Raw genomic sequence first — 23,968 nt, forward strand, 5'->3', positions numbered from 1 at the left:
TCAGAGCACCCGCTTGGCGACGCGCAGCAGCCCCTGCTTGGCCGACCGGCGGTGCGCCGACCCGCCCTCGGGCTCGGCGTCGCGGTGCTGCAGGAACCACTCGTAGGAGCTCTCGAACATCGCGTCGGTCGACCACCGCGCGCTCCAGCCCAGCTCCGCCTTGGCGTCGGCGACGTCGAACCACAGGGAGCGGCTGTACATGATCCAGTGGTAGGGCGCGAACGGCGTGAGGCCGAGGCGGGCCGACCACTCCATCGCCCTCGTCGTCGGCCCGACGGGCAGGTGCCGCACCCGGGAGCCGGTGCCGGCGTGGGCGCACAGGTGCCCGACCGCCTCCCCCATCGTGCCGAACTCCTCGGCGCCGATGTTGTAGACGGCCGGCCCGGGACGCCGGGCCGCCAGCAGGCACGCGGACGCGAGGTCCTCGGCGTGCACGAACTGGTAGACGTTGCTGCCGTCGCCGAGCAGCGGCACGGAGGCGCCGTCGGCGATCCAGTCGAAGAGGATGCCGAAGATCCCGAGCCGGCCGTGCCCGAGGATCGTCCGGGGGCGCACGATCGTCGCGTCGAGACCCCGGCTGACGGCCGCCCGCACCAGCAGCTCGGCGTCGAGCTTGGCCCGGCCGTAGGCCTCGACCGGCCGCGCCGGGGTGGCGCGGGTGACCGGGTTGCTGCTCGGGACGCCGAAGACCGCGGAGGAGGAGGTGTGCACCAGCTTGGCCACCCCGGCCCGCTCGCAGGCGCGGATCACGACCGCCGTGCCCTCGACGTTGACCGAGTCGAACAGCGCGCGGTCGCGCGCGAGGGGCACCTGGGCGACGTTGTGGAAGACCATGTCGGCCCCCGCCACCGCGCGGCCCACCAGCTCCTCGTCGCGGACGTCGCCGTGGAAGAGCCGGACCCCGGCGGGCCGGTCGGGCGCGTCGACCACGTCGAGCACCCGCACCTCGAGCCCGTCTCGCAGCAGCGCGTCGACCAGCAGCGACCCGAAGTAGCCGCTGCCGCCGGTGACGAGCGCGACCCCGCTCACCGCGCGTCCCTCCGGGGCGCCAGCGCGATCCCCTGGGCCGCGCACCACCGCACCGAGCGGCGCATCCCCTCGGCGAGGTCGACGTGCGGGCGGTAGCCCAGCGAGTCGACCGTCGCGGAGACGTCGCAGGCGATGGTCTTGTCCATCTCGCCCAGGACGTGGAGGGACTGGTGGTAGACGCCGCGGTCCTGCAGGAGCCGGTCGGCGCGCTCCGCGAGCCTGCCGACGAGGCCGGGCGCCCGCAGCACGCGGTCGCTGACGACGTAGCCCTCCTCGCGCATGACGCGGGCGACGGTGGCCACGATGTCGGACATGGCGTAGGCCTCCCGGTCGGCGACCCAGAAGGCCTGCCCGGTGACGTCGGGGTGGTGCTCGGCCAGCGCCACCCCCTGGACCAGGTTGTCCACGAAGACCATCGAGCGCCGCTGGGTGCCGTCTCCGAGGACCGGGAAGCGCCCGCCGGCCACCATCGTGAAGAACGAGCTCTGCCGCGCCGGCTGGAACGGGCCGTAGAACCACGGCGGCCGGACGACGACGGTGTCGAGGCGTCCCGACGCGGCCGTCTCGAGGACCAGCTGCTCGGCGGCCATCTTCGAGCGGCCGTAGCCGAGGTACGGCCGGTAGGGCTCGTGCTGGCGGAAGCGGTCGCCGGGGGTGGCGTTGACGCCGAAGGCGGAGTTGGAGGAGACGTGCACGAGCCGGCGCGCTCCGGCGCGCGTCGCGGCGGCCAGCACCTCGCGCGTGCCCTCGAGGTTGACCCGTGCGAAGTCGGCCACCGTGGCCGGGTGGATCACGCCGGCCGCGTGCACGACCGAGGCGCCCTCGGCGCCGTCGAGGAGGCGGTCGAGGACGCGTGGGTCGGCCACGTCGCCGACGTGGACCACCGCCCGGGGCAGGACCTCGAGGATCGCGGGCACCTCGGCGGGCGTGGCCGCCAGGACCCGGACCGCCCCCTCGCGGGCCACGGGGCCGTGCTCGGGGCGCGGCCGGGCGACGGCGTCCAGGAACGCGCGGCCGAACCAGCCGCCGGCCCCGGTGAGGACGGTGGTCGCCGCGGGCTCCCAGCGCCCGCTCATCGCGAGCCCTCCAGGAGCCGGTCGACGTTGCGGTGGGCCACGGCCATCAGCGTGCCCTGCGGGTTGACGCCCGGGGCGCTCGGCAGCAGCGAGGCGTCGTTGACGCTGAGGTTGGCCACCCCGTGGACGCGCCCGAAGGAGTCGGTCGCGCTGCGGCGCACGTCCTCGCCCATCGGCGCGGTGCCGCAGAGGTGGACCGACATGACCGCGGCCGCCGCCCGGCTCATGGCCTCGGCCGCCGGGCCGACCTGGCCGGCGTCGGTGACGCGGGGCGCGCCGACGTAGGAGGGGACCTGCAGGCGGGCCCCCGCCGCCGACAGCAGCAGCATCAGGCGGCCCAGGCCGGCACGCAGGGCCGCCATGTCGCGGCGGGTGAGGTGGTAGGTGACCACGGGGTCGGCCGCGCCAGGCAGGACCCGCACGCGGCCGGTGCCCTGGCTGCGGATGGAGGCGTAGTAGACCGACTGCCGGCGCCAGTCGGCCGAGAGCTCCCGGTCGCGGTCCCACGTGCCGGAGAGGCCGAGCGCGATCATCCCCGGGCGGCCCGCAGAGCCGCCCATCGTCATCGCGGGCGCGAACTCCTTGACCTGGTAGGTCGCGAGGTCGCGTGGGTCGTTGACGTCCTCGTCGAGCTGGGCGAGGACCTTGACGGTGGGGTGCATCGACAGGCCGCGTCCGACGTTGCGCCGCACCCCGCTGCGCAGCAGCAGCGCCGGCGTCTGCACCGCTCCCCCGCACACGACGACGTGGTCGGCCCGGACCACCCCGCGGTCGGTCTCCACCCCGCTCACCCGGCCGCCCTCGACGCGCAGCCGCTCGACGCGCACGCCGGAGCGCACCTCCGCGCCCGCCGCGATCGCGTCCGCGAGGTAGGTGCGGAGCATGGTCTGCTTCTCCGGCGCCGCGCCGCTGGCGCCGTGACGGACCCACCGCGGCACGTCGAGCCCGTCCCAGCCGAGCGCCTCGGCCCCGCGTCGCAGGACGTCGGAGGCGGCGTTCATGGGCGGGGGCGGCGTCGTGATCGAGAGCCGGTCCTCGACCGAGTCGAACCACGGGTCGAGGTCGGCGCGTCCCAGACCCTCGATGGCGTAGGCCGCGCTCCACTCGTCGAGGACCTCGGGGTCGACGCGGTGGTAGAGCCCGGAGTTGACCTCGCTGCCGCCGCCGACGCAGCTGGCCTCGGTGTAGGCGACCGGCGGTCGTCCGAGCGCGACCGTCAGCCCCTGGTTGCGGTACTGGCGGCGCATCTGGTCCAGCGAGTAGGGCTCGGCGGCCCCGGGCTCGACCCAGGCACCCTCCTCGAGGACGACGACGCGCAGGCCCCGTCGAGCGCACTCGCGAGCGGTGACGGCCCCGCCGGGACCGGAGCCGACCACGGCGACGTCGTAGCTCATCGGGCGTCCTCGTGGTGCACCATCAGGGCCACGCCGCGCACCAGGCGGAAGTACTCCGCCACCAGCGGCAGGCTGCTGCCGGCCAGCCGGTGGACGACGTCGGCACGCGCCTGCGGCGTCATCCGGGAGTAGGGACGTCGGCCCAGGACCCCGGCGCTGCCGACCACGACCGCCTGGGCGACGCGCACCCCGGCGCGCGTGACGACGGGCAGCGAGGCGAGGTGCCGGGCCGTGGCGCGTCCGACCGCGGCCGCGTCGTGCGGCGCGGCCTCGGGCAGGTCGCGGACCAGCAGGTCCGCGGTGAGCGACGCCAGTCGCTCCGACGCGGGTGGCATCAGTGGGCGGCCTCGTGCCAGCTGTGGCCGGTGCCGACGGACACGTCGAGGGGCACGGTGAGCTCGGCGGCCGAGCCCATCTGCTCGCGGACCAGCGCGTCGAGCGCCTCGCGCTCGCCCTCGGCCACCTCGAGCACCAGCTCGTCGTGGACCTGCAGCAGCATCCGGGAGCGCAGCCCCTGCTCCTCCAGGGCCTGCTGGACGTTGAGCATCGCGATCTTGATCAGGTCGGCCGCGGAGCCCTGGATCGGGGCGTTGAGGGCCATGCGCTCGGCCATCTCGCGGCGCTGCCGGTTGTCGCTGGTCAGGTCGGGCAGGTAGCGACGGCGGCCCATGATGGTCTCGGTGTAGCCGGTCTTGCGCGCCTCGTCGACGACGCCGCCGAGGTAGTCGCGGATGCCGCCGAAGGTCTCGAAGTACTCGTCCATGAGGCCGCGGGCCTCGGCCGGCTCGATCGCCAGCTGCTGGGACAGGCCGAAGGCGGACAGCCCGTAGGCCAGGCCGTAGTTCATCGCCTTGATCTTGGCGCGCATCTCGACGCTGACGTCGTCGGCCGGGACGTCGAAGACCCGCGCGGCCGTGATCGAGTGGAAGTCGCGGCCCGAGCGGAACGCCTCGATCAGGAGCTCGTCCTCGGAGAGGTGCGCCATGATGCGCATCTCGATCTGGCTGTAGTCGGCCGTCAGCAGGCAGTCGTAGCCGCCACCGACCACGAAGGCCTCGCGGATGCGCCGGCCCTCCTCGGTGCGGATCGGGATGTTCTGCAGGTTGGGGTCGGTGCTGGAGAGCCGTCCGGTCGCGGCGATGGTCTGGTTGAACGTCGTGTGGATGCGCCCGTCGGGCGCGACGGTCTTGAGCAGTCCCTCGATGGTCTGGCGCAGCCGGATCACGTCGCGGTGGCGCAGCAGGTGCTCGAGGAACGGGTGCTCGGTCTTGACGTAGAGCGCCTGGAGGGCGTCGGCGTCGGTGGTGTAGCCGGTCTTGGTGCGCTTGGTCTTCGGCATGTCGAGCTCGTCGAAGAGCACCACCTGCAGCTGCTTGGGCGAGCCGAGGTTGATCTCCTTGCCGATCGCGTCGTAGGCCGACTGGGCGGCCTTGCGCACCTCGGTGTCGAACTCGCCCTGCAGCGCCTCCAGGTGCTCGGTGTCGACCGCGATGCCGGTCTGCTCCATCAGCGCCAGCAGCTCGACGAGCGGCAGCTCCATGTCGGCGAGCAGCCGGGTGCCGCCGTGCTCCTCGATGGCGGTGTCGAGGGCCTCGGCCAGCTCGAGCACGGCCCGCGCGTGGAGCATCGCCGTGGCGGCGACGGCGTGCCCGCCGCCCTCGGCGGTGTCGAACAGCGCGTCCTGCTCCGGCTCCTGCTCCTGGCGCAGCTCGCGGCGCAGGTAGCGGACGGTGAGGTCGGCCAGGTCGTAGGAGCGCTGGTCGGGGCGCACGAGGTAGGCGGCGAGCGCGGTGTCGGAGGCCACGCCGTGCAGCTCCCAGCCGTGCGCGGCCAGCGCCAGCGCCGGACCCTTGGCGTCGTGGAGGACCTTCGGCTTGGCCCGGTCGGCCAGCCAGGCGCCCAGCGCCGCGTCGTCGTCGGGCGTCAGCTCGGTCACGTCGAGGTAGGCCGCGCGGTCGGCATCGGTGGCCAGCGCGAGCCCCTCGACCTTGCCGGTGCCGGCGCCCCAGCCTCCGCGCACGTGGAGCCCCACGCGCTCGTCGCCCAGCTCGGCCAGCCATGCGGCCACCGCACCCGGCTCCAGGACGTCGCCGGTCAGCTCGAAGCCGGGGCCGTCGACCTCCTCCTCGGACTCCAGGGTCTCGAAGAGCCGGTCGCGCAGCACCCGGAACTCCAGGCCGTCGAAGAGCGTGTGCACCTCGGTGCGGTCCCACGGGCGCACCGCCAGGTCGGCCGGCGCCAGCTCCAGGTCGAGGTCGGTCACCAGCCGGTTGAGCTGGCGGTTGCGCATGACGTCGCCGAGGTGGGCGCGCAGGGACTCGCCCTTCTTCCCGGTGATCTCGTCGGCGTGGAGGATGACGTTGTCGAGGCCGTCGTAGGCGTTGATCCACTTGGCGGCGTAGCCCACGCCCACGCCCGGCACGCCGGGCAGGTTGTCGGAGGTCTCCCCCACCAGCGCGGCGATCTCGGGGTAGCGCTCGGGCGGCACGCCGTACTTGTCCTGGACCCACGCCGGCGTCATGCGAGCGAGGTCGGAGACCCCCCGCATCGGGTAGAGCACCGTGGACCGGTCGGTGACGAGCTGGATGGAGTCGCGGTCTCCGGTGAGGATCAGCACCTCCATGTCGTCGGCCAGCGCGCGCGTCGCGAGCGTGGCGATGATGTCGTCGGCCTCGAAGCCGTCCTTCTTCAGGAAGGGGATGCGCAGGGCCTGCAGCACCTCCTCGATCAGCGGCAGCTGGCTGCTGAACTCGGTGGGCGTCTTGTTGCGGCCGGCCTTGTACTCGGCGTACTCCGCCAGGCGGAAGGTCTGGCGGGACACGTCGAAGGCGACCGCGAGGTGCGTGGGACGCTCGTCGCGCAGCACGTTGATGAGCATCGAGGTGAAGCCGTAGACCGCGTTGGTGTGCTGCCCGGTGGTCGTCGAGAAGTTCTCCACGGGCAGCGCGAAGAAGGCGCGGTAGGCCAGCGAGTGGCCGTCGAGCAGCAACAGGCGCGGACGGTCGGTCGTGGGAGCGTCGGGCACCCGGCGACTCTATCCATGACCACCGACGGTGCGCTGGTCCCGGGTCGGCGAGAATGTCGCCATGAGCGACGACGAGCAGACCAGCGTGCCCCTCGAGGAGTTCCTCGCCCAGATGCCGATGGGAGCGCTCAACGAGAAGATGGGCATCGAGCTGCTCGAGGTGTCCGCGGAGCGCATCGTCGGGACGATGCCGGTCGAGGGCAACACCCAGCCCTACGGCCTGCTGCACGGCGGCGCGTCGGTGGTGCTCGCCGAGAGCCTCGGGTCGGTCGGCTCCGCCCGCCACGCCCACCCCGACCGGGTGGCCGTGGGCATCGACATCAATGCCACCCACCACCGCGCCGCGACCTCCGGCACGGTCACCGGCGTCGCCACCCCCGTGCACCTGGGGCGCACGTCGGCCTGCTTCGAGGTCGTCATCACCGACGACCGTGGCAAGCGGGTGTGCACCTCGCGCATCACCTGCGCGCTCGTGCCGGCCGACCGGGTGGGCCGCTGAGCTAGCCGAGCTCGAGCTCGGGCGCCTCGACCTGGGAGCGGCGCATGGAGCGCCGGGCCGCCAGCAGGCGGGTGCGCTGCCGGCCGTTGCCCGGCAGCACCGGGCGCTGGGCGGTGAGCTTGGCGCGCACGGCCACGGTCGGGGCCAGCCGCAGCGTGGCGTAGGGCCCCAGCGCGAGGCGGGCCATGAAGCGGTTGGCGTCGCGCGAGCCCGAGGTGGCGGCGGTCGCCACGTGGGCGATCCCGAGCTCCTCGGCGAAGGCGACGGCACTCTCCATGAGGGCGCGGCCGATGCCGTGGCGCCGGTACTGCGGGAAGACGTGCGGCGAGATCGCCTGGACGATCTGCTCGAGGTTGATCGCCGACAGGGTCGCGACGCGCAGCAGGATCGCGCCGGCCAGCGCGCCGTCGTACTCCGCCACGAGCATGCGCTGCTCCGGGGAGGCCGTCGCGCCCTTGATGACCAGCTCGAGGTCGGCCACCTGCTCGTGGGGGTCGGCGCGGCGCAGGCCGTCGCACCAGAGCTCGGCGAGGATCGGCGCGTCGGACAGCTCCGCACAGCGCAGCGACACCAGCGACCGACTCATGTCTCGCCTCCCCAGGCCTGGGTGAACCCTTGGACTGCGACCGCGCGTCCGCACGCCGCGTGCACGATCAGCCCGAAGACTACGCTCAGCGCGCCCACCCTGGACAGAGGAGTCCCGTGATCCCCGGAACCGGAACCGTCGTGAACGTCGCGACCGTGCTGCTGGGCGCCCTGCTGGGGCGCCTGCTCGGCGACCGCCTGCCGGAGCGCACCCGCGACCTGGTGACCGACGCCCTCGGGCTGGTCACACTGCTGATCGCCGCGACGTCGGCGGTGGCGGTGCTGGACCCGGCGCTGTCGTCGCGCGTCGGCGACAGCGCGCCGATGCTGATCGTCCTGGGCTCGCTGGTCCTGGGCGGGATCGTCGGCTCCCTGCTGCGGCTCGAGCAGCGCGTGGAGTCGGTCGGCGGCTGGCTGCAGCGGCGCCTCGCCGGCGACGCGGGCTCCGCGGAGCGGCACCGGTTCATCGAGGGGTTCGTGGTGTCCTCGCTGCTGTTCTGCACCGGCCCGCTCACGATCCTGGGCTCGCTGAACGACGGCCTCGGCAACGGCGCGGACCAGCTCTTCCTCAAGGCGATGCTGGACGGCTTCGCCGCGATCGCGTTCGCCTCGGCCTTCGGGTGGGGCGTGGCGGCGTCCGCCATCACCGTCGTGGTCGTCCAGGGCGGCCTCACGCTCGTCGGCGTGCTCCTGGGCGACGTGCTGCCCGACGCCCAGCTCGCCGCGATCACCGCGACGGGCGGGCTGCTGCTGGTGGGCGTGGCGCTGAGGCTGCTCCGGATCCGCGAGATCCCGGTCGCCGACCTGCTGCCGGCGCTGCTCGTGGCCCCCGTGCTGGTGGTGCTGGCCGCCGCCGTCCGATGACGACGGCGGCGGCCCTCACCACCTGCTAGGCGACGCCGAGGTAGGCCTCGCGGATGCTCGGGTCGTCGAGGAGGTCGGCGCCGGTGCCGGTCTTGACGATCCGGCCGGTCTCCAGGACGTAGGCCCGGTCGGCGCGCGAGAGCGCCTGCTTGGCGTTCTGCTCGACCACCAGGATGGTGGTGCCCTGCTCCGCGATCTCGGTGATGATCGTGAAGATCTGCTGGATGAGCATCGGGGCCAGGCCCATCGACGGCTCGTCCAGCAGGAGCAGCTTGGGCCGCGCCATCAGTGCCCGCCCGATGGCGAGCATCTGCTGCTCGCCGCCGGACATGGTGCCCGCGATCTGCTTGCGCCGCTCGTTGAGGCGCGGGAACAGGTCGAAGACCCGGTCGAAGTCCTGGGTGACCTCGGACTTGTCACGGCGGGTGTAGGCCCCCATGTCGAGGTTCTCCACGACGGTCATGCCGGGGAAGATCCCGCGGCCCTCGGGCGCGAGGCTGAGCCCCTTGCGCACCCGCTGGTCGGCCCGGAGCTTCGTGACGTCCTCGCCCTGGAAGGTGATCCTCCCGGACTGGATGCCACGCACGCCGGAGACCGCACGCATCGTGGAGGTCTTGCCGGCGCCGTTGGCGCCGATGAGGGCGACGACCTCGCCCTCGTCGACCTCGATCGTCAGGCCGTGGAGCGCCTCGATCTTTCCGTAGGCGAGGACCACGTCCTCAAGCTGAAGCAGCATCGTCGGGCTCTCCTAGGTAGGCAGCGATGACCTTGGGGTTGCGGGCGACCTCGGACGGCAGCCCGTCGGCGATCTTCGTGCCGAACTCCAGCACCACGATCCGGTCGGTGACGCCCATGACCAGCTTCATGTCGTGCTCGATCAGCAGCACGGTGAGACCCCGGTCGCGGATCTGACGGATCAGGTCCATCAGGTCCTCCTTCTCGGCCGGGTTGAAGCCGGCGGCCGGCTCGTCCAGGCAGAGGAGCTGGGGGTCGGTCGCCATGGCGCGCGCGATCTCGAGGCGCCGCTGGTAGCCGTAGGGCAGGTTGCGCGACAGCTCGTGCGCCCGGTCGGCGACGCCGACGAAGCGCAGCAGCGCCATCGCCTTCTCGCGACCGGCGCGCTCCTCCAGGACGTGCCGGCTGGTGCCGAACACCTTGGCGAACGCGCGCTTCAGACCGTTCTCCGGGAGCTCGTGCTCCTTGGGGCGGACGCGGTAGAGGCGGAACAAGGCGCCCAGCACGCTCGTCTTGTGCCGCGTGTCGCAGCCCACCATCACGTTCTCCAGGGCCGACATCTCCGGGAAGAGCCGGATGTTCTGGAACGTGCGGGCGATGCCCATGGCGGTGATCTGGTGGCTCGGCCGGCCGCTGATCTGCTTGCCGGTGAACCGGATCTCCCCCGACGTCGGCTTGTAGACGCCGGTCATCGCGTTGAAGCAGGTGGTCTTGCCGGCGCCGTTGGGCCCGATCAGACCGAGGATCTCGCCTCGGCGGATCTGGAAGTCCACGTCGTTGAGGGCGACGACACCGCCGAACCTCAACGTGACGTGGTCGACCTCCAGCAGCACCTCCCCCGCCTCGTGTCCTGCCGCGCGGGTGGACTCCATCGTCTGCTCAGACATCGACTGCCGCCTCCTCTGCCTCTGCCTTGCGGTCCTCGAGCTCTCGAGCTCTTCGGCGGTTGGGGATCAGGCCCTGCGGGCGCAGCACCATCACGGCGACGAGGGCGACCCCGAAGCCGAACGGACGCCACTGGTCCAGGAACCGGAACCGCTCGGGCAGGTAGGTGATCAGGAAGGCGCCGAAGAGCACGCCCATCATGTTGCCGGACCCGCCGATGACGACCATGGCCACGAACAGGAACGACAGGTTCAGCTTGAAGCCGTTGGGCTCCACCACGCCCTGCTTGCTCGCGAAGAGCAGACCGGCGATGGCGCCGAGCATGGCGCCGATCGCGAAGGCCCACAGCTTGAACTTGAACGCGTTGACGCCCATGATCCGCGCGGCGTCCTCGTCCTCGCGGATGGCCAGCCAGGAGCGGCCCACGCGGCTGTTCTCCAGCCGGCGCACGAGGAACATCAGGAGGAACAGCACGATCAGCGCCAGCCAGTACCAGCGGTGCACGTCGAGGCCGTTGAAGAAGTCACGCCCGTCGGCGTCCACCGGGCCCGGAGGCTTCGGGATGCCGATGACGCCCTTGGGGCCACCGGTCACGTCGGTCGCGTTGCGCAGGATGATCCGGATGATCTCGCCGAAGCCCATGGTCACGATGGCGAGGTAGTCGCCGCGCAGCCGCAGGGTCGGGGCGCCGAGGATGACGCCGGCGACGAGCGCGAACGCGATCGCCAGCGGGATGCAGGCCGCGAACGGCACCGCCCAGCCCTCGGCGAAGCCGAGCTTCTCCTGAAGCGCGATCGTCACCGGCGAGCTCGACGAGCCGAACAGCGCCACGGAGTAGGCGCCCAGCGCGTAGAAGCCGACGTACCCGAGGTCGAGCAGGCCCGCGAGCCCGATCACGACGTTCAGCCCGACCGCCACGATCATGTAGACGACGATCAGGAACAGCACGCTGGACCAGTCGGTGCCGGCGGCGTTCAGGTCGGTGCGCACCTGCGCGAACGGCAGGATGTTCAGGAAGGGCAGGTAGAAGCAGAACGAGACCACGGCCAGGACGACCGGGAGCTTCATCCAGATCGGCGCCCGCTGCCAGCGGTCGACGATGCCGAGGTGGGGCAGGCCCAACGGGCCCTTGCGGGGCGCGACAGCGGTGTCGGAGCCCTTGCCAGAGTCACTCATGCGCGTGCCTTTCCTAGCGACTCACCGAGGATGCCGGTCGGTCGGAACATCAGCACCAGGATCAGGACGACGAATGCGGTGACGTCCTCCCAGTTGGAGCTGAAGAGGGTGGAGGAGTAGACCTCGACGACGCCCAGCAGCAGGCCGCCCACGAGGGCGCCGCGCAGGTTGCCGATGCCGCCGAGGACGGCGGCGGTGAAGGCCTTGACTCCGATCAGGAAGCCGATGTCGAACTTCGTGATGTCGTAGTTCATCGTGTACAGGATCGACGCGACCCCGGCCATGGCCCCACCCAGGATGAAGACCAGCATGATGACGCGGTCCTGGTTGACGCCCATGAGGGCTGCGGTGTCGGGGTCCTGGGCGACGGCGCGCACGCCGCGACCCAGGCGGGTCTTGTTCACGAAGGTGTCGAGCGCGACCATCATCACGACGGCCCCCACCACGACGATGATCTGCATGTTGGTGATCGAGGTCTTGCCCAGGTTGAGCCACACCTCGGTGTCGATGAGGCTGGGGATGCTCACCAGCGCGCGACCGAACGGCGGGCCGAAGAACACCCGGAACACGTGCCCGAACAGCTCGACCAGGACCAGCGAGCAGCCGATCGCGGTGATCAGGAAGATCAGGGGCGGTGCGTTCTTCTTGCGCAGCGGCCGGTAGGCGACGCGCTCCACGATGAGGGCGGTGCTGGCGGAGGCCACTACCGCGGCGAGCGCGGCGAGCGCGGTGGCCAGGATGACCATGCCGACGCCGCTGCTGCCGGTGGCGCCCAGGACGGTGTAGACGCCCAGGACGGCCCACGTGCCCACCATGAAGACCTCGGAGTGGGCGAAGTTGATCAGGCGCAGAACGCCGTAGACGAGCGTGTAGCCGAGCGCGACCAGCGCGTAGATCGCGCCCTTGGTCAGGCCGTTGGCGGTGTGCTCACCGATCTGGTCGATGAGGCTGCTGAAATCCATGGAGTCTCCCCAGTGCGTGAGCCAGGACGGCGGCCCACGGTGCGTGGGCCATGCCAGCGGGGCGGCCGGGTCTCGACCCGGTCGCCCCGCTGGTCATCGGTGCTTGCTGCTGGTTACGCCTTGGGGATCTCCTGCTCGGCCGCGAGGGCTCCGTCGGTGACCTTGTACGTCCAGATCACGACGTTCTCCTCGGCGACGTCGCCCTTGTCGTCGAAGGCGTACTCCTTGGTGAGGCCGGTGCCCTCGTAGCCGTCGACGAACTCCTCCATGGCCTTGCGGTCACGAGCGCCGTCCTTGATGGCGGCGAGGAAGATCGTCATGACGTCGAAGCCCTCGGCGGCGTAGGCGCCGGGCGCCTCGCCGAACTCGGCCTCGTAGTCGGCGGCGAAGGTGCCCTCGGCCTGGTCGGCCGGGAGGCACGGGCAGGTGATGATGGCGCCCTCGGACGCGTCACCGGCGGCCTTGGGGAAGTCGGCGCCGTAGAGGCCGTCACCACCCACGAAGGTCGCGGTCACGCCGGCGTCACGGAGCTGCTTCAGGAACGGGCCCGCCTCGGCGGCGTAGCCGGCGTAGAAGACGGCGTCGGGCTCGGCCGACTCGATCTTCGACACGACGGCGGAGAACTCGGTCTGGCCCTCCTGGGTCTTGTCGCTGTCGACGACCAGGTCGCCCAGCTCCTCCTTGACCTTGTTGGCGAGGGGCTCGCCGTAGGTGGTGGAGTCGTCGACGACGAAGACCTTCTTGGCGCCCGCGACGTCGCGCAGGTAGCGGCCGATGGCCGCGCCCTGGACCTCGTCGTAGCCGATGACGCGGTGGAACACCGCGGCCGGCTCCTCGGTGGTGAGGTCGGTGGCCGTGGCGGACTGGCTGATCATGGTCAGGCCGGCGTCGTCGAAGGTGGCCTTCGTCGCGCGGGTCTCACCGGAGAACGCGCCACCCATGACGCCGATGAAGGTCTCGTCCGTGGCCATCTTGGTCGCAGCCGGCGTGGCCTTGGCCGGGTCGCCCTCGGTGTCGAACTCCTCGAGGGAGATATCGCAGTCGTCGTTGTCCGCGGACCACTGCTTCAGCGCGAGCTTGGCACCGTTGACCGACGGCAGCACGACGCTGGCGTTGCTGCCGCTGAGGGCACCCATCACGCCGATGTTGAAGGCGCAGTCGTCCCCGCCGCCGCCACCCGCCTCGTTATCGTCGGTCGTTCCACAAGCAGAAACGGCCAGGGCCAGTGATACGACCACTGCTCCGAGCCCGAATCGTGTGTTTCGCCTCAAGACATCTACCTCTCGTCAGGACCTCGGCCGACTACCGAGGACGCAGAGTTGTCGGAGCACGACATCCCGACGGTGCCGGTGCCTCCGGTGCGGAAACGTACACCCGAGAGCACCCTCCTGTAAGGAACTTGAGCGAAGGCTGCCGAATCATCACCGATCCGTTATCGAGTGCCGCTCACGCGTCGCCGGCTCCGGTGACGCCCGGGCCGTGCTCCACGACGCCTTCCGCGACCTGCCGCATGGAGAGACGAAGATCCATCGCGGTCTTCTGGATCCACCGGAAGGCTTCCGGCTCGGAGAGGCTGAGCTGCTTCTGCAGGACGCCCTTGGCGCGGTCGACGGCCTTGCGCGTCTCGAGGCGCTCCGACAGGTCGGCGACCTCCGCCTCCAGCATGCTCAGCTCGGCGAAGCGGCTGACCGCCATCTCGATCGCGGGCAGCAGGTCGGTCTTGGAGAAGGGCTTCACGAGGTAGGCCATGGCGCCGGCGTCGCGGGCGCGCTCGACGAGGTCGCGCTGGGAGAACGCCGTGAGGATGACGACGGGCGCGATCCGCTTGCCCGCGATGGCCTCCGCGGCGGCGATGCCGTCCAGCACGGGCATCTTCACGTCGAGGATCACCAGGTCGGGACGGTGCTCCTCGGCGAGCTCGATCGCCCGGGCGCCGTCGCCGGCCTGGCCCACGACGGAGTAGCCCTCCTCGGTCAGCATCTCCGCGAGGTCCATGCGGATCAGCGTCTCGTCCTCGGCGATCACGACGGTGCGCTGCGCGGGTACGCGGCTCTCGGTGGCGGGGTCGGTCACGACGCCAGGCTAGTAGGGCGCCCCTCCCCCGGCGCCCCCGGCTCAGGGAGCGGTCGCGCCGCCTGCGGCAGCACGCTGACACCTCTGTAGGGTGACGCTGCCCAGCCGGGTTGGCGGAATCGGTATACGCAATGGTCTCAAACACCATCGTCCGAAAGGACATGTGGGTTCAAGTCCCACACCCGGCACCGGTGTCGGTGGTCCCTCTCACCATGAGGGGGTGCCCCACATCCGATCGCAGGAGACCGTGGACAGTGCCCTGCGTGACTCCGACGCCGGCCTGCCCGACGCACTCAACGCGGCCCGACACGGCGTGGCGATCAAGACGATCCGCCGGTGGAGGCGGGACTACCAGCGTCGCGGACTCCCGCGGGGACAGACTCACTGCGCCGTCCCGTGCCCGCGCTGCGACGGCGCACCGCTGGATGAGCGCTCCTACTCGGAGCTGCTCGGGTGGTACCTCGGCGACGGTCACCTCAGCCGCGGTCGCCGCGGCGTCTACAACCTGCACATCTGCAACGACACGCGCTATGAGGAGAACAACGAGCGGATCCTCTCGCTGATGACCAGGGTCAAGCCGGGCGGGCGTCCTCATGTGCGCCGATCAACGGGCTGCCTGATCCTCACCGTCTCCTGGAAGCACTGGCGGTGCCTGTTCCCGCAGCACGGTCCCGGGCACAAGCACACGCGCTCGATCGTGCTGCAGCCCTGGCAGCGCGCCATCGTCGAGGCCCACCCGGCACCATTTCTGCGCGGTCTGTTCCACTCCGACGGATGCAGGGTGCTCAACCGCGTCCGACGGCCGGTCGCCGGCGTCATGAAGTACTACGCCTATCCCCGCTGGCAGTTCACCAACTACTCCGTGGACATCCGCGAGCTCTGCTGCTGGGCGCTCGACCTCGTCGACGTGCCCTGGCGGCAGTCCAACGTCCACCACATCAGCGTGTCCACGCGCGCCGGGGTGGCGCGGCTGGACGAGCTCATCGGGCTGAAGCGCTGAGACTCAGCCCTGACGCTTGTAGGCCGGCGCGACCTCGTTGATGGCGTCGCCCATGCGGTGGATGCGCAGGGCGTTGGTCGAGCCGGGGATGCCCGGAGGGGCACCGGCGATGATGACGACCAGGTCGCCCTCCTCGACGCGCCCGATCTGGAGCAGCTGCTCGTCGACCTGGCGCACCATCTCGTCGGTGTGGTCGACCTCGGAGGTCTTGAACGTCTCCACCCCCCACGACAGCGACAGCTGGGAGCGCACCCGCGCCTCCGGGGTGAACGCCAGCACCGGGATCGGGCCGCGCAGGCGCGACATCCGCCGCGCGGAGTCACCGGACTGCGTGAACGCCACGACGTACTTGGCCTCGACGCGCTCGGCGACCTCCTGGGCCGCCTTCGCGATCACGCCGCCGCGGGTGTGGGGGTCCCAGGTGATCCGCTCGAACTGACCGTACTCGCGCGGCTCGAGGGCGTGCTGCTCGGTGGCCACGATGATCCGGGCCATCGTCTCGACCACGTGGATGGGGTGCTCCCCCACGCTCGTCTCGCCCGAGAGCATGACCGCGTCGGCGCCGTCGAGGACGGCGTTGGCGACGTCGCTGGTCTCGGCGCGCGTCGGCGACGGGCTGGTGACCATCGACTCCAGCATCTGGGTCGCGACGATGACGGGCTTGGCGTTGCGGCGCGCCTTCTCGATGATCTGCTTCTGCAGGAACGGCACGTCCTCGAGCGGGCACTCCACGCCGAGGTCGCCGCGAGCGACCATGAAGCCGTCGAAGGCGCGCACGATCTCGTCGAGGTTCTCGATGGCCTGAGGCTTCTCGATCTTGGCGATGATCGGCAGGTGGACGCCGACCTCGTCCATGACGCGGCGCACGTCCTCGGCGTCGGCCGCGTTGCGCACGAAGCTCAGCGCGATGAAGTCGACGCTGAGGCTGAGGGCGAAGCGGAGGTCCTCGATGTCCTTCTCCGACAGCGCCGGCACCGACACCGCGACGCCAGGCAGGTTGATGCCCTTGTTGTTGCTGACCTTGCCGCCGGTGAGGACCTCGGTCGTGACGTCGGTGTCGTCGACACCCGTCACCCGCAGGCGCACCTTGCCGTCGTCGATGAGGATCGGGTCGCCGACGTTGACGTCGCCCGGCAGGCCCTTGTACGTCGTGCCGCAGATCGTGGCGTCCCCCGCGACGTCGCGCGTGGTGATCGTCCACTGCTGGCCGCGCCGCAGCACGACCGGACCGTCGGGGAAGGTCTCGAGGCGGATCTTGGGGCCCTGGAGGTCGGCGAAGATGCCAACCCCGTGCCCGCTGGCGTCGGCGGCCTCGCGCACGAGGCGGTAGGCCTCGGCGTGGTCCTCGTGGCTGCCGTGGCTCATGTTCAGCCGGGCGACGTCCATGCCGGCGTAGACGAGCTCACGGATACGACGTTCGGAGTTGGTGGCAGGGCCGAGGGTGCACACGATCTTTGCTCTTCGCACACGACGAGCCTACCGGTTCTTAGATCGATAAAACCAACGTGTGCGCCCCCGGTCCCGCGGAGCGGTCGTCCTCAGACGACCAGTGGCCGTGCCGTGGGCGGGATCGGCGCGGGCAGCGTCGTCGACCCGGTCAGGAAGGTGTCGACCGCGGCGGCCGCGGCACGGCCCTCCGCGATGGCCCACACGATCAGCGACTGGCCGCGGCCCGCGTCGCCGGCCACGAAGACGCCGGGCAGCGAGCTCATGTAGGAGCCGTCGCGCTGCACGTTGCCGCGCGGGTCCAGGTCGACCCCGAGCTGCTCGACGAGGCCGGGCTTCTCCGGTCCGACGAAGCCCATCGCGAACAGCACCAGCTCGGCCGGGATCTCCCGCTCGGTGCCCTCGATCTCGGTGAGCCTGCCGCCCTCGAACACCACGTCGACCAGGCGCAGCGCGCGCACGTTGCCGTCGTCGTCACCCAGGAACTCCTGCGTGGACACGGCGTAGACCCGCTCCCCCGCCTCCTCGTGGGCCGAGGAGACCTTGAAGGTCATCGGGTACGTCGGCCACGGCTGGCCCTCCGGCCGGTCGGTCGGCGGCTCGGGCATGATCTCCAGCTGCGTGATGGAGGCCGCGCCCTGGCGGGTCGACGTGCCGAGGCAGTCGGCGCCCGTGTCGCCGCCACCGATGATCACGACGTGCTTGCCGTCGGCCCGGATCTGGCCCTCGACCTCCTCGCCGAGCGCGACCCGGTTGGCCTGCGGCAGGAACTCCATCGCCTGGTGGATCCCGCCGAGCTCGCGGCCCGGGACCGGCAGGTCACGCGCCTCGGTGGAGCCCATGGCCAGCACGACCGCGTCGTAGCGCTCGCGCAGCGAGTCGCCGGTGAGGTCCTCGCCACCGACGTCGACGCCGGCCCGGAAGACCGTGCCCTCGCGCTTCATCTGCTCGATGCGCCGGTCGAGGTGCTTCTTCTCCATCTTGAACTCGGGGATGCCGTAGCGCAGCAGCCCGCCGACCTTGTCGGCGCGCTCGTAGACCGCGACGGTGTGGCCGGCGCGGGTCAGCTGCTGGGCGGCGGCCAGCCCGGCGGGGCCGGAGCCGATGACGGCCACCGTGCGGCCGGAGAGCCACTCGGGGGGCTGCGGGCGCACGAAGCCCGACTCCCACGCCTTGTCGATGATCGAGACCTCGACGTTCTTGATCGTCACCGGGTCCTGGTTGATGCCCAGGACGCAGGCGGTCTCGCACGGCGCCGGGCACAGCCGGCCGGTGAACTCCGGGAAGTTGTTGGTCGCGTGGAGGCGGTCGATCGCGCCCTCCCAGTCGTCGCGCCAGACCAGGTCGTTCCACTCCGGGATGATGTTGCCGAGCGGGCAGCCCTGGTGGCAGAACGGGATGCCGCAGTCCATGCACCGACCGGCCTGCTCGGTGATGATCGGCAGGAGCGCGCGGCCCATCCCACCGGGGTAGACCTCGTTCCAGTCCTGGACCCGCTCCTCGACCGGACGTCGCTCCGCGACCTCGCGGCCGACCTTCAGGAACCCCTTGGGGTCAGCCATGGAGTGCCTCCATCATCTTGTGTGCGATCTGGTTCTCGTCCAGGCCGTCGGCCTCGGCCTTGGCCTTCGCCTCCAGCACCACGCGGTAGTCGCGCGGCATGACCTCGGTGAAGCGCGTCAGCGCGTGGTCCCAGTCGGCGAGCAGCTCCTCGGCGACCGGCGAGCCGGTCTCCTCGAGGTGGCCACGCACCATCTGCTCGAGCTCGCGGGCGGCCTCGCCCGTGACCGGGCCCAGCTCCACCAGCTCGCGGTTGACCCGGAACTCCTTGAGGTCCAGGACCCAGGCGATGCCGCCGGACATGCCGGCGCCGAAGTTGCGTCCGGTCTTGCCCAGGACGACCACCCGGCCGCCGGTCATGTACTCGCAGCCGTGGTCGCCCACGCCCTCGGTGACCAGCCACGCGCCGGAGTTGCGGACGGCGAACCGCTCGCCGACCCCGCCTCGCAGGAAGATCTGGCCGCTGGTGGCGCCGTAGGCGATCGTGTTGCCGGCGATGATCTGCTCGTTGCTGTTGAACGTCGCCGCACGGTCGGGCCGCACCACGATGCGTCCGCCCGAGAGGCCCTTGCCGACGTAGTCGTTGGCGTCGCCCTCCAGCCGCAGCGTCACCCCACGAGGGACGAACGCGCCGAAGGACTGGCCGGCCGAGCCCACGAACGTGAGGTCGATGGTGCCGTCGGGCAGTCCCTCGCCGCCGTACTTCTTGGTGACCTCGTGGCCCAGGATCGTGCCGACGGTGCGGTGGACGTTGCGGATCGCGACCTGGGCGCGCACCGGCTCGCCGTGCTGGAGCGCCGGCTGAGCCAGCGGGACCAGCTCGGTGAGGTCCAGGGAGCGGTCGAGACCGTGGTCCTGGGTCTTGGTGTTGCGCAGGTCCTGGTCGGGGAACGCGCTGGAGTCCGGGACGTGCAGGACCGGGCTCAGGTCCAGGCCCGAGGCCTTCCAGTGCTCGACCGCCTCGACGGTGTCGAGCGAGCCGACCTGGCCGACGGCCTCCTCGATGCTGCGGAAGCCGAGCTCGGCGAGGATCTCGCGCACCTCCTCGGCGATGTAGGTGAAGAAGTTGACGATGTACTCGGCCTTGCCGGAGAAGCGCTCGCGCAGGACGGGGTTCTGCGTGGCCACGCCCACCGGACAGGTGTCGAGGTGGCAGACCCGCATCAGGATGCAGCCCGACACCACGAGAGGCGCGGTGGCGAAGCCGAACTCCTCGGCGCCCAGCAGCGCGGCCACGACGACGTCGCGCCCGGTCTTGAGCTGGCCGTCGGCCTGCACCACGATGCGGTCGCGCAGCCCGTTGAGCAGCAGCGTCTGCTGGGTCTCGGCGAGGCCGAGCTCCCACGGACCGCCCGCGTGCTTGAGCGAGGTGAGCGGCGAGGCGCCGGTGCCGCCGTCGTGCCCGGAGATCAGCACCACGTCGGCGTGCGCCTTGGAGACGCCCGCCGCGACCGTGCCGACGCCGACCTCGGAGACCAGCTTCACGTGGACGCGGGCCGACGGGTTGGCGTTCTTGAGGTCGTGGATCAGCTGCGCCAGGTCCTCGATCGAGTAGATGTCGTGGTGCGGCGGCGGGCTGATCAGCCCCACGCCCGGCGTGGAGTGCCGGGTCTTGGCCACCCACGGGTAGACCTTGTTGCCGGGCAGCTGGCCGCCCTCGCCGGGCTTGGCGCCCTGCGCCATCTTGATCTGGATGTCGTCGGCGTTGGTGAGGTACTCGGAGGTGACGCCGAAGCGGCCCGACGCGACCTGCTTGATCGAGCTGCGGCGCTCGGGGTCGTAGAGCCGGTCGGAGTCCTCGCCGCCCTCACCGGTGTTGGACTTCGCGCCCAACCGGTTCATGGCGATCGCGAGGGTCTCGTGCGCCTCCTGGCTGATCGAGCCGTAGGACATGGCCCCGGTCGAGAAGCGCTTGACGATCTCGGAGACCGGCTCGACCTCGTCGATCGGGACCGGCGTGCGGCCGGTGCCCTCGGCGTCCTTGAACCGGAACAGCCCGCGCAGCGTCATCAGCCGGCTCGACTGGTCGTCGACCGCGGCGGTGTACTGCTTGAAGACGTCGTAGCGACCGGCGCGGGTGGCGTGCTGGAGCCGGAAGACCGTGTCGGGGTCGAAGAGGTGCGGCTCCCCGTCGCGGCGCCACTGGTACTCGCCGCCCGTCGCGAGCTCGCGGTGCCCGGGCAGGATCCCGCCGCGGGGGTACGCCGTGGCGTGGCGCCGCGCGACCTCCTCGGCGATCGTGTCCAGACCCAGGCCGCCCAGCTTGGACGTGGTGCCCGTGAAGTAGCGGTCGACGAGCTCCTCGGAGAGCCCGACGGCCTCGAAGATCTGGGCGCCGGTGTAGGAGGCGACCGTGGAGACGCCCATCTTGGACATCACCTTGAGCACGCCCTTGCCCAGGGCCTTCACCAGGTGGGCCACGGCCTGCTCGGGCTCGACCTTGACGTAGTAGCCCTCGCGGGCGAGGTCCTCGACGGACTCCATCGCGAGGTAGGGGTTGACCGCCGCGGCGCCGTAGCCGACCAGCAGAGCCACGTGGTGGACCTCGCGGACGTCGCCGGCCTCGACCAGCAGGCCCACCTGGGTGCGGGTCTTCTCGCGCACCAGGTGGTGGTGGACCGCGGAGGTGAGCAGCAGCGACGGGATCGGCGCGAGCTCGGCCGTGGAGTGGCGGTCGGAGAGCACGATGATGCGCGCGCCCTCGGCGATCGCCTGGGAGACCTCGGCGCAGATCTCGGCGATCCGGTGCGCGAGCGCACCTCCCCCGCCCTCGACCTCGTAGAGGCCGCGGGCGACGTGGGTGATGAAGCCCGGCATGTCGCCGTCGCGGTTGATGTGGCGGATCTTGGCGAGGTCGTCGTTGGAGATGACCGGGAACGGCAGGACGACCTGGCGGCACGACGCGGGCGTCGGGTCGAGCAGGTTGGCCTCCGGGCCGATGGTGCCGTTGAGCGAGGTGACGAGCTCCTCGCGGATGGCGTCCAGCGGCGGGTTGGTCACCTGCGCGAACAGCTGGCTGAAGTAGTCGAACAGCAGCCGCGGCTTGTCGCTGAGCGCCGCGATCGGGGTGTCGGTGCCCATGGAGCCGAGCGTCTCGCCGCCGGTGTTGGCCATCGGGGAGAGCAGCACACGCAGCTCCTCCTCGGTGTAGCCGAAGATCTGCTGGCGACGCGTGACCGAGGCGTGCGTGTGGATGATGTGCTCACGCTCGGGGATGTCGTTGAGGTGGATCAGCCCGGCGTGCAGCCACTCGCCGTAGGGGTGCTCCGAGGCCAGCTCGGACTTGATCTCCTCGTCCTCGATGATCCGGTGCTCGTCGGTGTCGACGAGGAACATCCGGCCCGGCTGGAGCCTGCCCTTGCGGACGATCGTGGCGGGGTCGAGGTCGAGGACGCCGACCTCGGAGGCGAGGACGACCAAGCCGTCGTCGGTGACCCAGTAGCGCGAGGGGCGCAGGCCGTTGCGGTCGAGGACCGCGCCGATCTGCGAGCCGTCGGTGAACACCACGCACGCGGGGCCGTCCCACGGCTCCATCAGGGCGGAGTGGAACGAGTAGAACTCGCGCCGGCGCTGGTCCATCTCGGTGTGGTTCTCCCACGCCTCCGGGATCATCATCAGCACCGAGTGCGGCAGCGAGCGCCCGCCCATGTGCAGCAGCTCGAGCACCTCGTCGAACGACGCGGAGTCCGAGGCCCCGGTCGTGACGATCGGGAAGATCCGCTCGAGGTCGCCGGGGATCAGGTCGGAGGACAGCAGCGCCTCGCGGGCGCGCATCCAGTTGCGGTTGCCCATGACCGTGTTGATCTCGCCGTTGTGGGCGATGAACCGGAACGGGTGGGACAGCGGCCAGCTCGGGAAGGTGTTGGTCGAGAACCGCGAGTGGACCACGGCGAGGGCCGAGGCCACCCGCTCGTCGCGCAGGTCGGGGTAGAAGCTGTCGAGCTGCTCGGTGGTGAGCATGCCCTTGTAGGCCAGCGTCCGCGAGGACAGCGAGGGGAAGTAGACCTCCGCGTCGCGCTCGGCGCGCTTGCGCAGGCAGTAGGCCATGCGCTCCAGCGACATGCCCGTCACGCGCTGGCGGGCGCCGGCGACGAAGAGCTGCTGGAAGGCCGGCATCACGCCGAGCGCCGTGGCGCCCAGGACCGACGGGTCGATCGGGACGTCGCGCCAACCGAGGACGGCGAGGCCCTCCTCGGCGGCGATCGCCTCGACGCGGCGGCGCGTCTCGGCGACGCGGGCCTCGTCGCCCTGCAGGAACGCCGTGCCGACGGCGTAGGCGTTGGCCGGCGGGAGGTCGAAGTCGACGACGTCGCGCAGGAACGCGTCGGGCACCTGCATCAGGATGCCGGCGCCGTCGCCGGAGTTGGGCTCGGCGCCCGCGGCACCGCGGTGCTCGAGGTTGCGCAGGGCGGTCAGTGCCTTCGCCACGATGTCGTGGCTGGCCTCCCCGGTGAGGGTCGCCACGAACGCGACGCCACAGGCGTCCTTCTCGTGGCGAGGGTCGTAGAGACCCTGGGGCGGCGGGAACGCGTGCGAGTAGGGCACTGAGTTCTCCCGTCGTCGTCGTGCGCAGGTGAGCCCCGGGGTGACCCTGGACCACTCTGCACGGTTGAGCGCAAGGGACGACGTTGGCCCACGCGGCGGAGTCGTCAGATTACCACCCGGTTACGGCCTCGTGGCAGTCGACGACCGTCCATGGGACGGTCAGCCCGTGGTCTCCTTGGTGCTCTCCTCGGGCTCGTCCCCGCTCGGCTCGGCCTCCTCCGCGTCGTCCGCGGCCTCGGTCGTCTCACCAGTCGGACCGCGGCCGTCCGCCCACACCGACTCCTCGCGACCCGGACGACGGCGCATGCTGATCAGGAAGTACGCCGCCGCGGCGACGAACAGCACGATCGAGACCCACACGTTGAAGCGCAGCCCGCCGACGTCGTTGAGCTCGACGGTGTCGATGCGGAGGTACTCGATCCAGCCGCGCCCGGCCGTGTAGGCCATGACGTAGAGGGCCAGCACGCGCCCGTGGCCGAGGCGGAACCGGCGGTCGGCCCAGATCACCAGCGCGAAGGCGGCGAGGTTCCAGAGGAACTCGTAGAGGTAGGTCGGGTGGAACGTCGTCCCGGGCGCGAAGGTCGAGCCCGACGGCCAGTTGGCGGGGTCGATCTCGAGGCCCCACGGGAGGTCGGTGGGACGGCCGTAGAGCTCCTGGTTGAACCAGTTGCCCCAGCGCCCGATGGCCTGCGCGACCAGGACGCCGGGCGCCATCGCGTCGAGGACCGGGAGCAGCTTGATGCCCTTGCGGCGAGCCGCGATCACCACGCCGAGGGCGCCGAGGGCGACGCCGCCCCAGATGCCGAGTCCGCCCTGCCACACGTACAGCGCCTCGACGGGGTTGTCGCCCTCGCCGAAGTAGAGGCCGCTGTCGGTCGCGACGTGGTAGAGCCGCGCGCCCACGAGGCCGAACGGCACCGCCCAGATCGCGAGGTCCTGCACGTCGCCGGGCCGGCCGCCGCGGGCCACCCAGCGGCGCTCGCCGATCCAGATCGCGACGATGATGCCGAGGATGATCGACAGCGCGTAGCCGCGGATCGGCACCGGCCCCAGGTGCCACACCCCGGACTCCGGGCTGGGGATCGAGAGGGCGGTGATCGCCGTGAGCGTCACG

Annotated in this window: 19 protein-coding genes and 1 tRNA gene; 4 read left to right on the top strand and 16 right to left on the bottom strand. The window is 71.2% G+C overall.

All coding sequences use genetic code 11. The features are described 5' to 3' along the window. Genes IRQ30_RS18345 through polA form a run of 5 tightly spaced genes read right to left on the bottom strand, consistent with a single transcriptional unit; the run spans window position 1 to window position 6,524 of the window. The gene (locus IRQ30_RS18345) at window positions 1-1,029 is read right to left on the bottom strand and encodes an NAD-dependent epimerase/dehydratase family protein (protein ID WP_193614402.1); all 1,029 of its coding nucleotides are present in this window, start codon (window positions 1,027-1,029) and stop codon (window positions 1-3) included. Next, window positions 1,026-2,105 carry an NAD-dependent epimerase/dehydratase family protein gene (locus tag IRQ30_RS18350; protein WP_193614403.1) on the bottom strand — a complete coding sequence of 360 codons (1,080 nt, stop codon included), beginning with the start codon at window positions 2,103-2,105 and terminating at the stop codon, window positions 1,026-1,028. Before IRQ30_RS18350 ends, IRQ30_RS18345 begins: the two co-directional genes overlap by 4 nt. Continuing rightward, on the bottom strand, window positions 2,102-3,499 hold the full coding sequence (locus IRQ30_RS18355; RefSeq protein ID WP_193614404.1) for an FAD-dependent oxidoreductase: 1,398 nt from the start codon (window positions 3,497-3,499) through the stop codon (window positions 2,102-2,104). The genes IRQ30_RS18350 and IRQ30_RS18355 overlap by 4 nt, the downstream gene beginning before the upstream one ends. Beyond that, a complete protein-coding gene (locus tag IRQ30_RS18360; protein WP_193607104.1) occupies window positions 3,496-3,834 on the bottom strand; it encodes a hypothetical protein in 339 nt (112 codons plus the stop codon). Before IRQ30_RS18360 ends, IRQ30_RS18355 begins: the two co-directional genes overlap by 4 nt. Beyond that, complete coding sequence (polA, locus tag IRQ30_RS18365) at window positions 3,834-6,524, bottom strand: DNA polymerase I (RefSeq protein WP_193614405.1); 2,691 nt, start codon at window positions 6,522-6,524, stop codon at window positions 3,834-3,836. The genes IRQ30_RS18360 and polA overlap by 1 nt, the downstream gene beginning before the upstream one ends. A gap of 61 nt (window positions 6,525-6,585) precedes the next feature. Here polA and IRQ30_RS18370 point away from each other — a divergent pair, with 61 nt between their 5' ends. Beyond that, window positions 6,586-7,023 carry a PaaI family thioesterase gene (locus IRQ30_RS18370; RefSeq protein ID WP_193614406.1) on the top strand — a complete coding sequence of 146 codons (438 nt, stop codon included), beginning with the start codon at window positions 6,586-6,588 and terminating at the stop codon, window positions 7,021-7,023. 1 nt (window position 7,024) lies between these two features. Here IRQ30_RS18370 and IRQ30_RS18375 read toward each other — a convergent pair whose 3' ends face one another. Next, window positions 7,025-7,609 carry a GNAT family N-acetyltransferase gene (locus tag IRQ30_RS18375; RefSeq protein ID WP_227467790.1) on the bottom strand — a complete coding sequence of 195 codons (585 nt, stop codon included), beginning with the start codon at window positions 7,607-7,609 and terminating at the stop codon, window positions 7,025-7,027. Between the two features lie 116 nt (window positions 7,610-7,725). Here IRQ30_RS18375 and IRQ30_RS18380 point away from each other — a divergent pair, with 116 nt between their 5' ends. After that, entirely contained in the window at window positions 7,726-8,472 is a 747-nt protein-coding gene (locus IRQ30_RS18380; RefSeq protein ID WP_193614407.1) for a DUF554 family protein, read from the top strand. 25 nt (window positions 8,473-8,497) lie between these two features. Here IRQ30_RS18380 and IRQ30_RS18385 read toward each other — a convergent pair whose 3' ends face one another. From IRQ30_RS18385 to IRQ30_RS18410, 6 genes are all read right to left on the bottom strand, one after another. Continuing rightward, window positions 8,498-9,208, bottom strand: a complete 711-nt coding sequence (locus tag IRQ30_RS18385) for an ABC transporter ATP-binding protein (protein ID WP_193607100.1) — start codon at window positions 9,206-9,208, stop codon at window positions 8,498-8,500. Beyond that, the gene (locus tag IRQ30_RS18390; RefSeq protein WP_227463514.1) at window positions 9,192-10,094 is read right to left on the bottom strand and encodes an ABC transporter ATP-binding protein; all 903 of its coding nucleotides are present in this window, start codon (window positions 10,092-10,094) and stop codon (window positions 9,192-9,194) included. The genes IRQ30_RS18385 and IRQ30_RS18390 overlap by 17 nt, the downstream gene beginning before the upstream one ends. Beyond that, window positions 10,087-11,268: a branched-chain amino acid ABC transporter permease gene (locus tag IRQ30_RS18395; RefSeq protein ID WP_193614408.1), complete on the bottom strand. Its 1,182-nt coding sequence runs from the start codon at window positions 11,266-11,268 to the stop codon at window positions 10,087-10,089. Before IRQ30_RS18395 ends, IRQ30_RS18390 begins: the two co-directional genes overlap by 8 nt. Next, the gene (locus IRQ30_RS18400) at window positions 11,265-12,230 is read right to left on the bottom strand and encodes a branched-chain amino acid ABC transporter permease (RefSeq protein WP_193614409.1); all 966 of its coding nucleotides are present in this window, start codon (window positions 12,228-12,230) and stop codon (window positions 11,265-11,267) included. Before IRQ30_RS18400 ends, IRQ30_RS18395 begins: the two co-directional genes overlap by 4 nt. A gap of 113 nt (window positions 12,231-12,343) precedes the next feature. Continuing rightward, window positions 12,344-13,366, bottom strand: coding sequence for a branched-chain amino acid ABC transporter substrate-binding protein (locus IRQ30_RS18405; RefSeq protein WP_227467791.1), 1,023 nt, complete (start codon window positions 13,364-13,366; stop codon window positions 12,344-12,346). 310 nt (window positions 13,367-13,676) lie between these two features. Continuing rightward, complete coding sequence (locus IRQ30_RS18410; protein ID WP_193614411.1) at window positions 13,677-14,303, bottom strand: response regulator; 627 nt, start codon at window positions 14,301-14,303, stop codon at window positions 13,677-13,679. A 104-nt stretch (window positions 14,304-14,407) separates the two neighbouring features. On the opposite strand from IRQ30_RS18410, the gene IRQ30_RS18415 reads away from it, so the two are divergent. Both IRQ30_RS18415 and IRQ30_RS18420 read left to right on the top strand, forming a co-directional pair. Beyond that, window positions 14,408-14,491: transfer RNA gene (locus tag IRQ30_RS18415), tRNA-Leu, on the top strand. Window positions 14,492-14,523: 32 nt separating this feature from the next. Beyond that, a complete protein-coding gene (locus tag IRQ30_RS18420) occupies window positions 14,524-15,303 on the top strand; it encodes a transcriptional regulator (protein WP_193614412.1) in 780 nt (259 codons plus the stop codon). 3 nt (window positions 15,304-15,306) lie between these two features. Here IRQ30_RS18420 and pyk read toward each other — a convergent pair whose 3' ends face one another. From pyk to lgt, 4 genes are all read right to left on the bottom strand, one after another. Next, complete coding sequence (gene pyk, locus IRQ30_RS18425; RefSeq protein ID WP_193614413.1) at window positions 15,307-16,770, bottom strand: pyruvate kinase; 1,464 nt, start codon at window positions 16,768-16,770, stop codon at window positions 15,307-15,309. Between the two features lie 71 nt (window positions 16,771-16,841). Further along, window positions 16,842-18,311 (bottom strand): glutamate synthase subunit beta, encoded by a 1,470-nt coding sequence (locus IRQ30_RS18430; RefSeq protein ID WP_193614414.1) that lies wholly within the window; start codon window positions 18,309-18,311, stop codon window positions 16,842-16,844. Then, window positions 18,304-22,854 (bottom strand): glutamate synthase large subunit, encoded by a 4,551-nt coding sequence (gene gltB, locus IRQ30_RS18435; RefSeq protein ID WP_193614415.1) that lies wholly within the window; start codon window positions 22,852-22,854, stop codon window positions 18,304-18,306. Before gltB ends, IRQ30_RS18430 begins: the two co-directional genes overlap by 8 nt. Window positions 22,855-23,013: 159 nt before the next feature. After that, window positions 23,014-23,967 (bottom strand): prolipoprotein diacylglyceryl transferase, encoded by a 954-nt coding sequence (gene lgt / locus IRQ30_RS18440; protein WP_338089783.1) that lies wholly within the window; start codon window positions 23,965-23,967, stop codon window positions 23,014-23,016. Window position 23,968 lies beyond the last annotated feature (1 nt).

Origin of the sequence: Nocardioides lijunqiniae, from assembly GCF_015024225.1 — a bacterium.
In the GTDB taxonomy this organism is placed as follows: Bacteria; Actinomycetota; Actinomycetes; order Propionibacteriales; family Nocardioidaceae; genus Nocardioides; species Nocardioides lijunqiniae.

Coding starts and splice junctions, on each gene's coding strand:
- IRQ30_RS18350 (WP_193614403.1), bottom strand. CDS start 2,105: ATGAGCGGGCGCTGGGAGCCCGCGGCGACCACCGTCCTCACCGGGGCC.
- IRQ30_RS18355 (WP_193614404.1), bottom strand. CDS start 3,499: ATGAGCTACGACGTCGCCGTGGTCGGCTCCGGTCCCGGCGGGGCCGTC.
- IRQ30_RS18360 (WP_193607104.1), bottom strand. CDS start 3,834: ATGCCACCCGCGTCGGAGCGACTGGCGTCGCTCACCGCGGACCTGCTG.
- IRQ30_RS18370 (WP_193614406.1), top strand. CDS start 6,586: ATGAGCGACGACGAGCAGACCAGCGTGCCCCTCGAGGAGTTCCTCGCC.
- IRQ30_RS18375 (WP_227467790.1), bottom strand. CDS start 7,609: ATGAGTCGGTCGCTGGTGTCGCTGCGCTGTGCGGAGCTGTCCGACGCG.
- IRQ30_RS18385 (WP_193607100.1), bottom strand. CDS start 9,208: ATGCTGCTTCAGCTTGAGGACGTGGTCCTCGCCTACGGAAAGATCGAG.
- IRQ30_RS18390 (WP_227463514.1), bottom strand. CDS start 10,094: ATGTCTGAGCAGACGATGGAGTCCACCCGCGCGGCAGGACACGAGGCG.
- IRQ30_RS18395 (WP_193614408.1), bottom strand. CDS start 11,268: ATGAGTGACTCTGGCAAGGGCTCCGACACCGCTGTCGCGCCCCGCAAG.
- IRQ30_RS18400 (WP_193614409.1), bottom strand. CDS start 12,230: ATGGATTTCAGCAGCCTCATCGACCAGATCGGTGAGCACACCGCCAAC.
- IRQ30_RS18405 (WP_227467791.1), bottom strand. CDS start 13,366: ATGGGTGCCCTCAGCGGCAGCAACGCCAGCGTCGTGCTGCCGTCGGTC.
- IRQ30_RS18430 (WP_193614414.1), bottom strand. CDS start 18,311: ATGGCTGACCCCAAGGGGTTCCTGAAGGTCGGCCGCGAGGTCGCGGAG.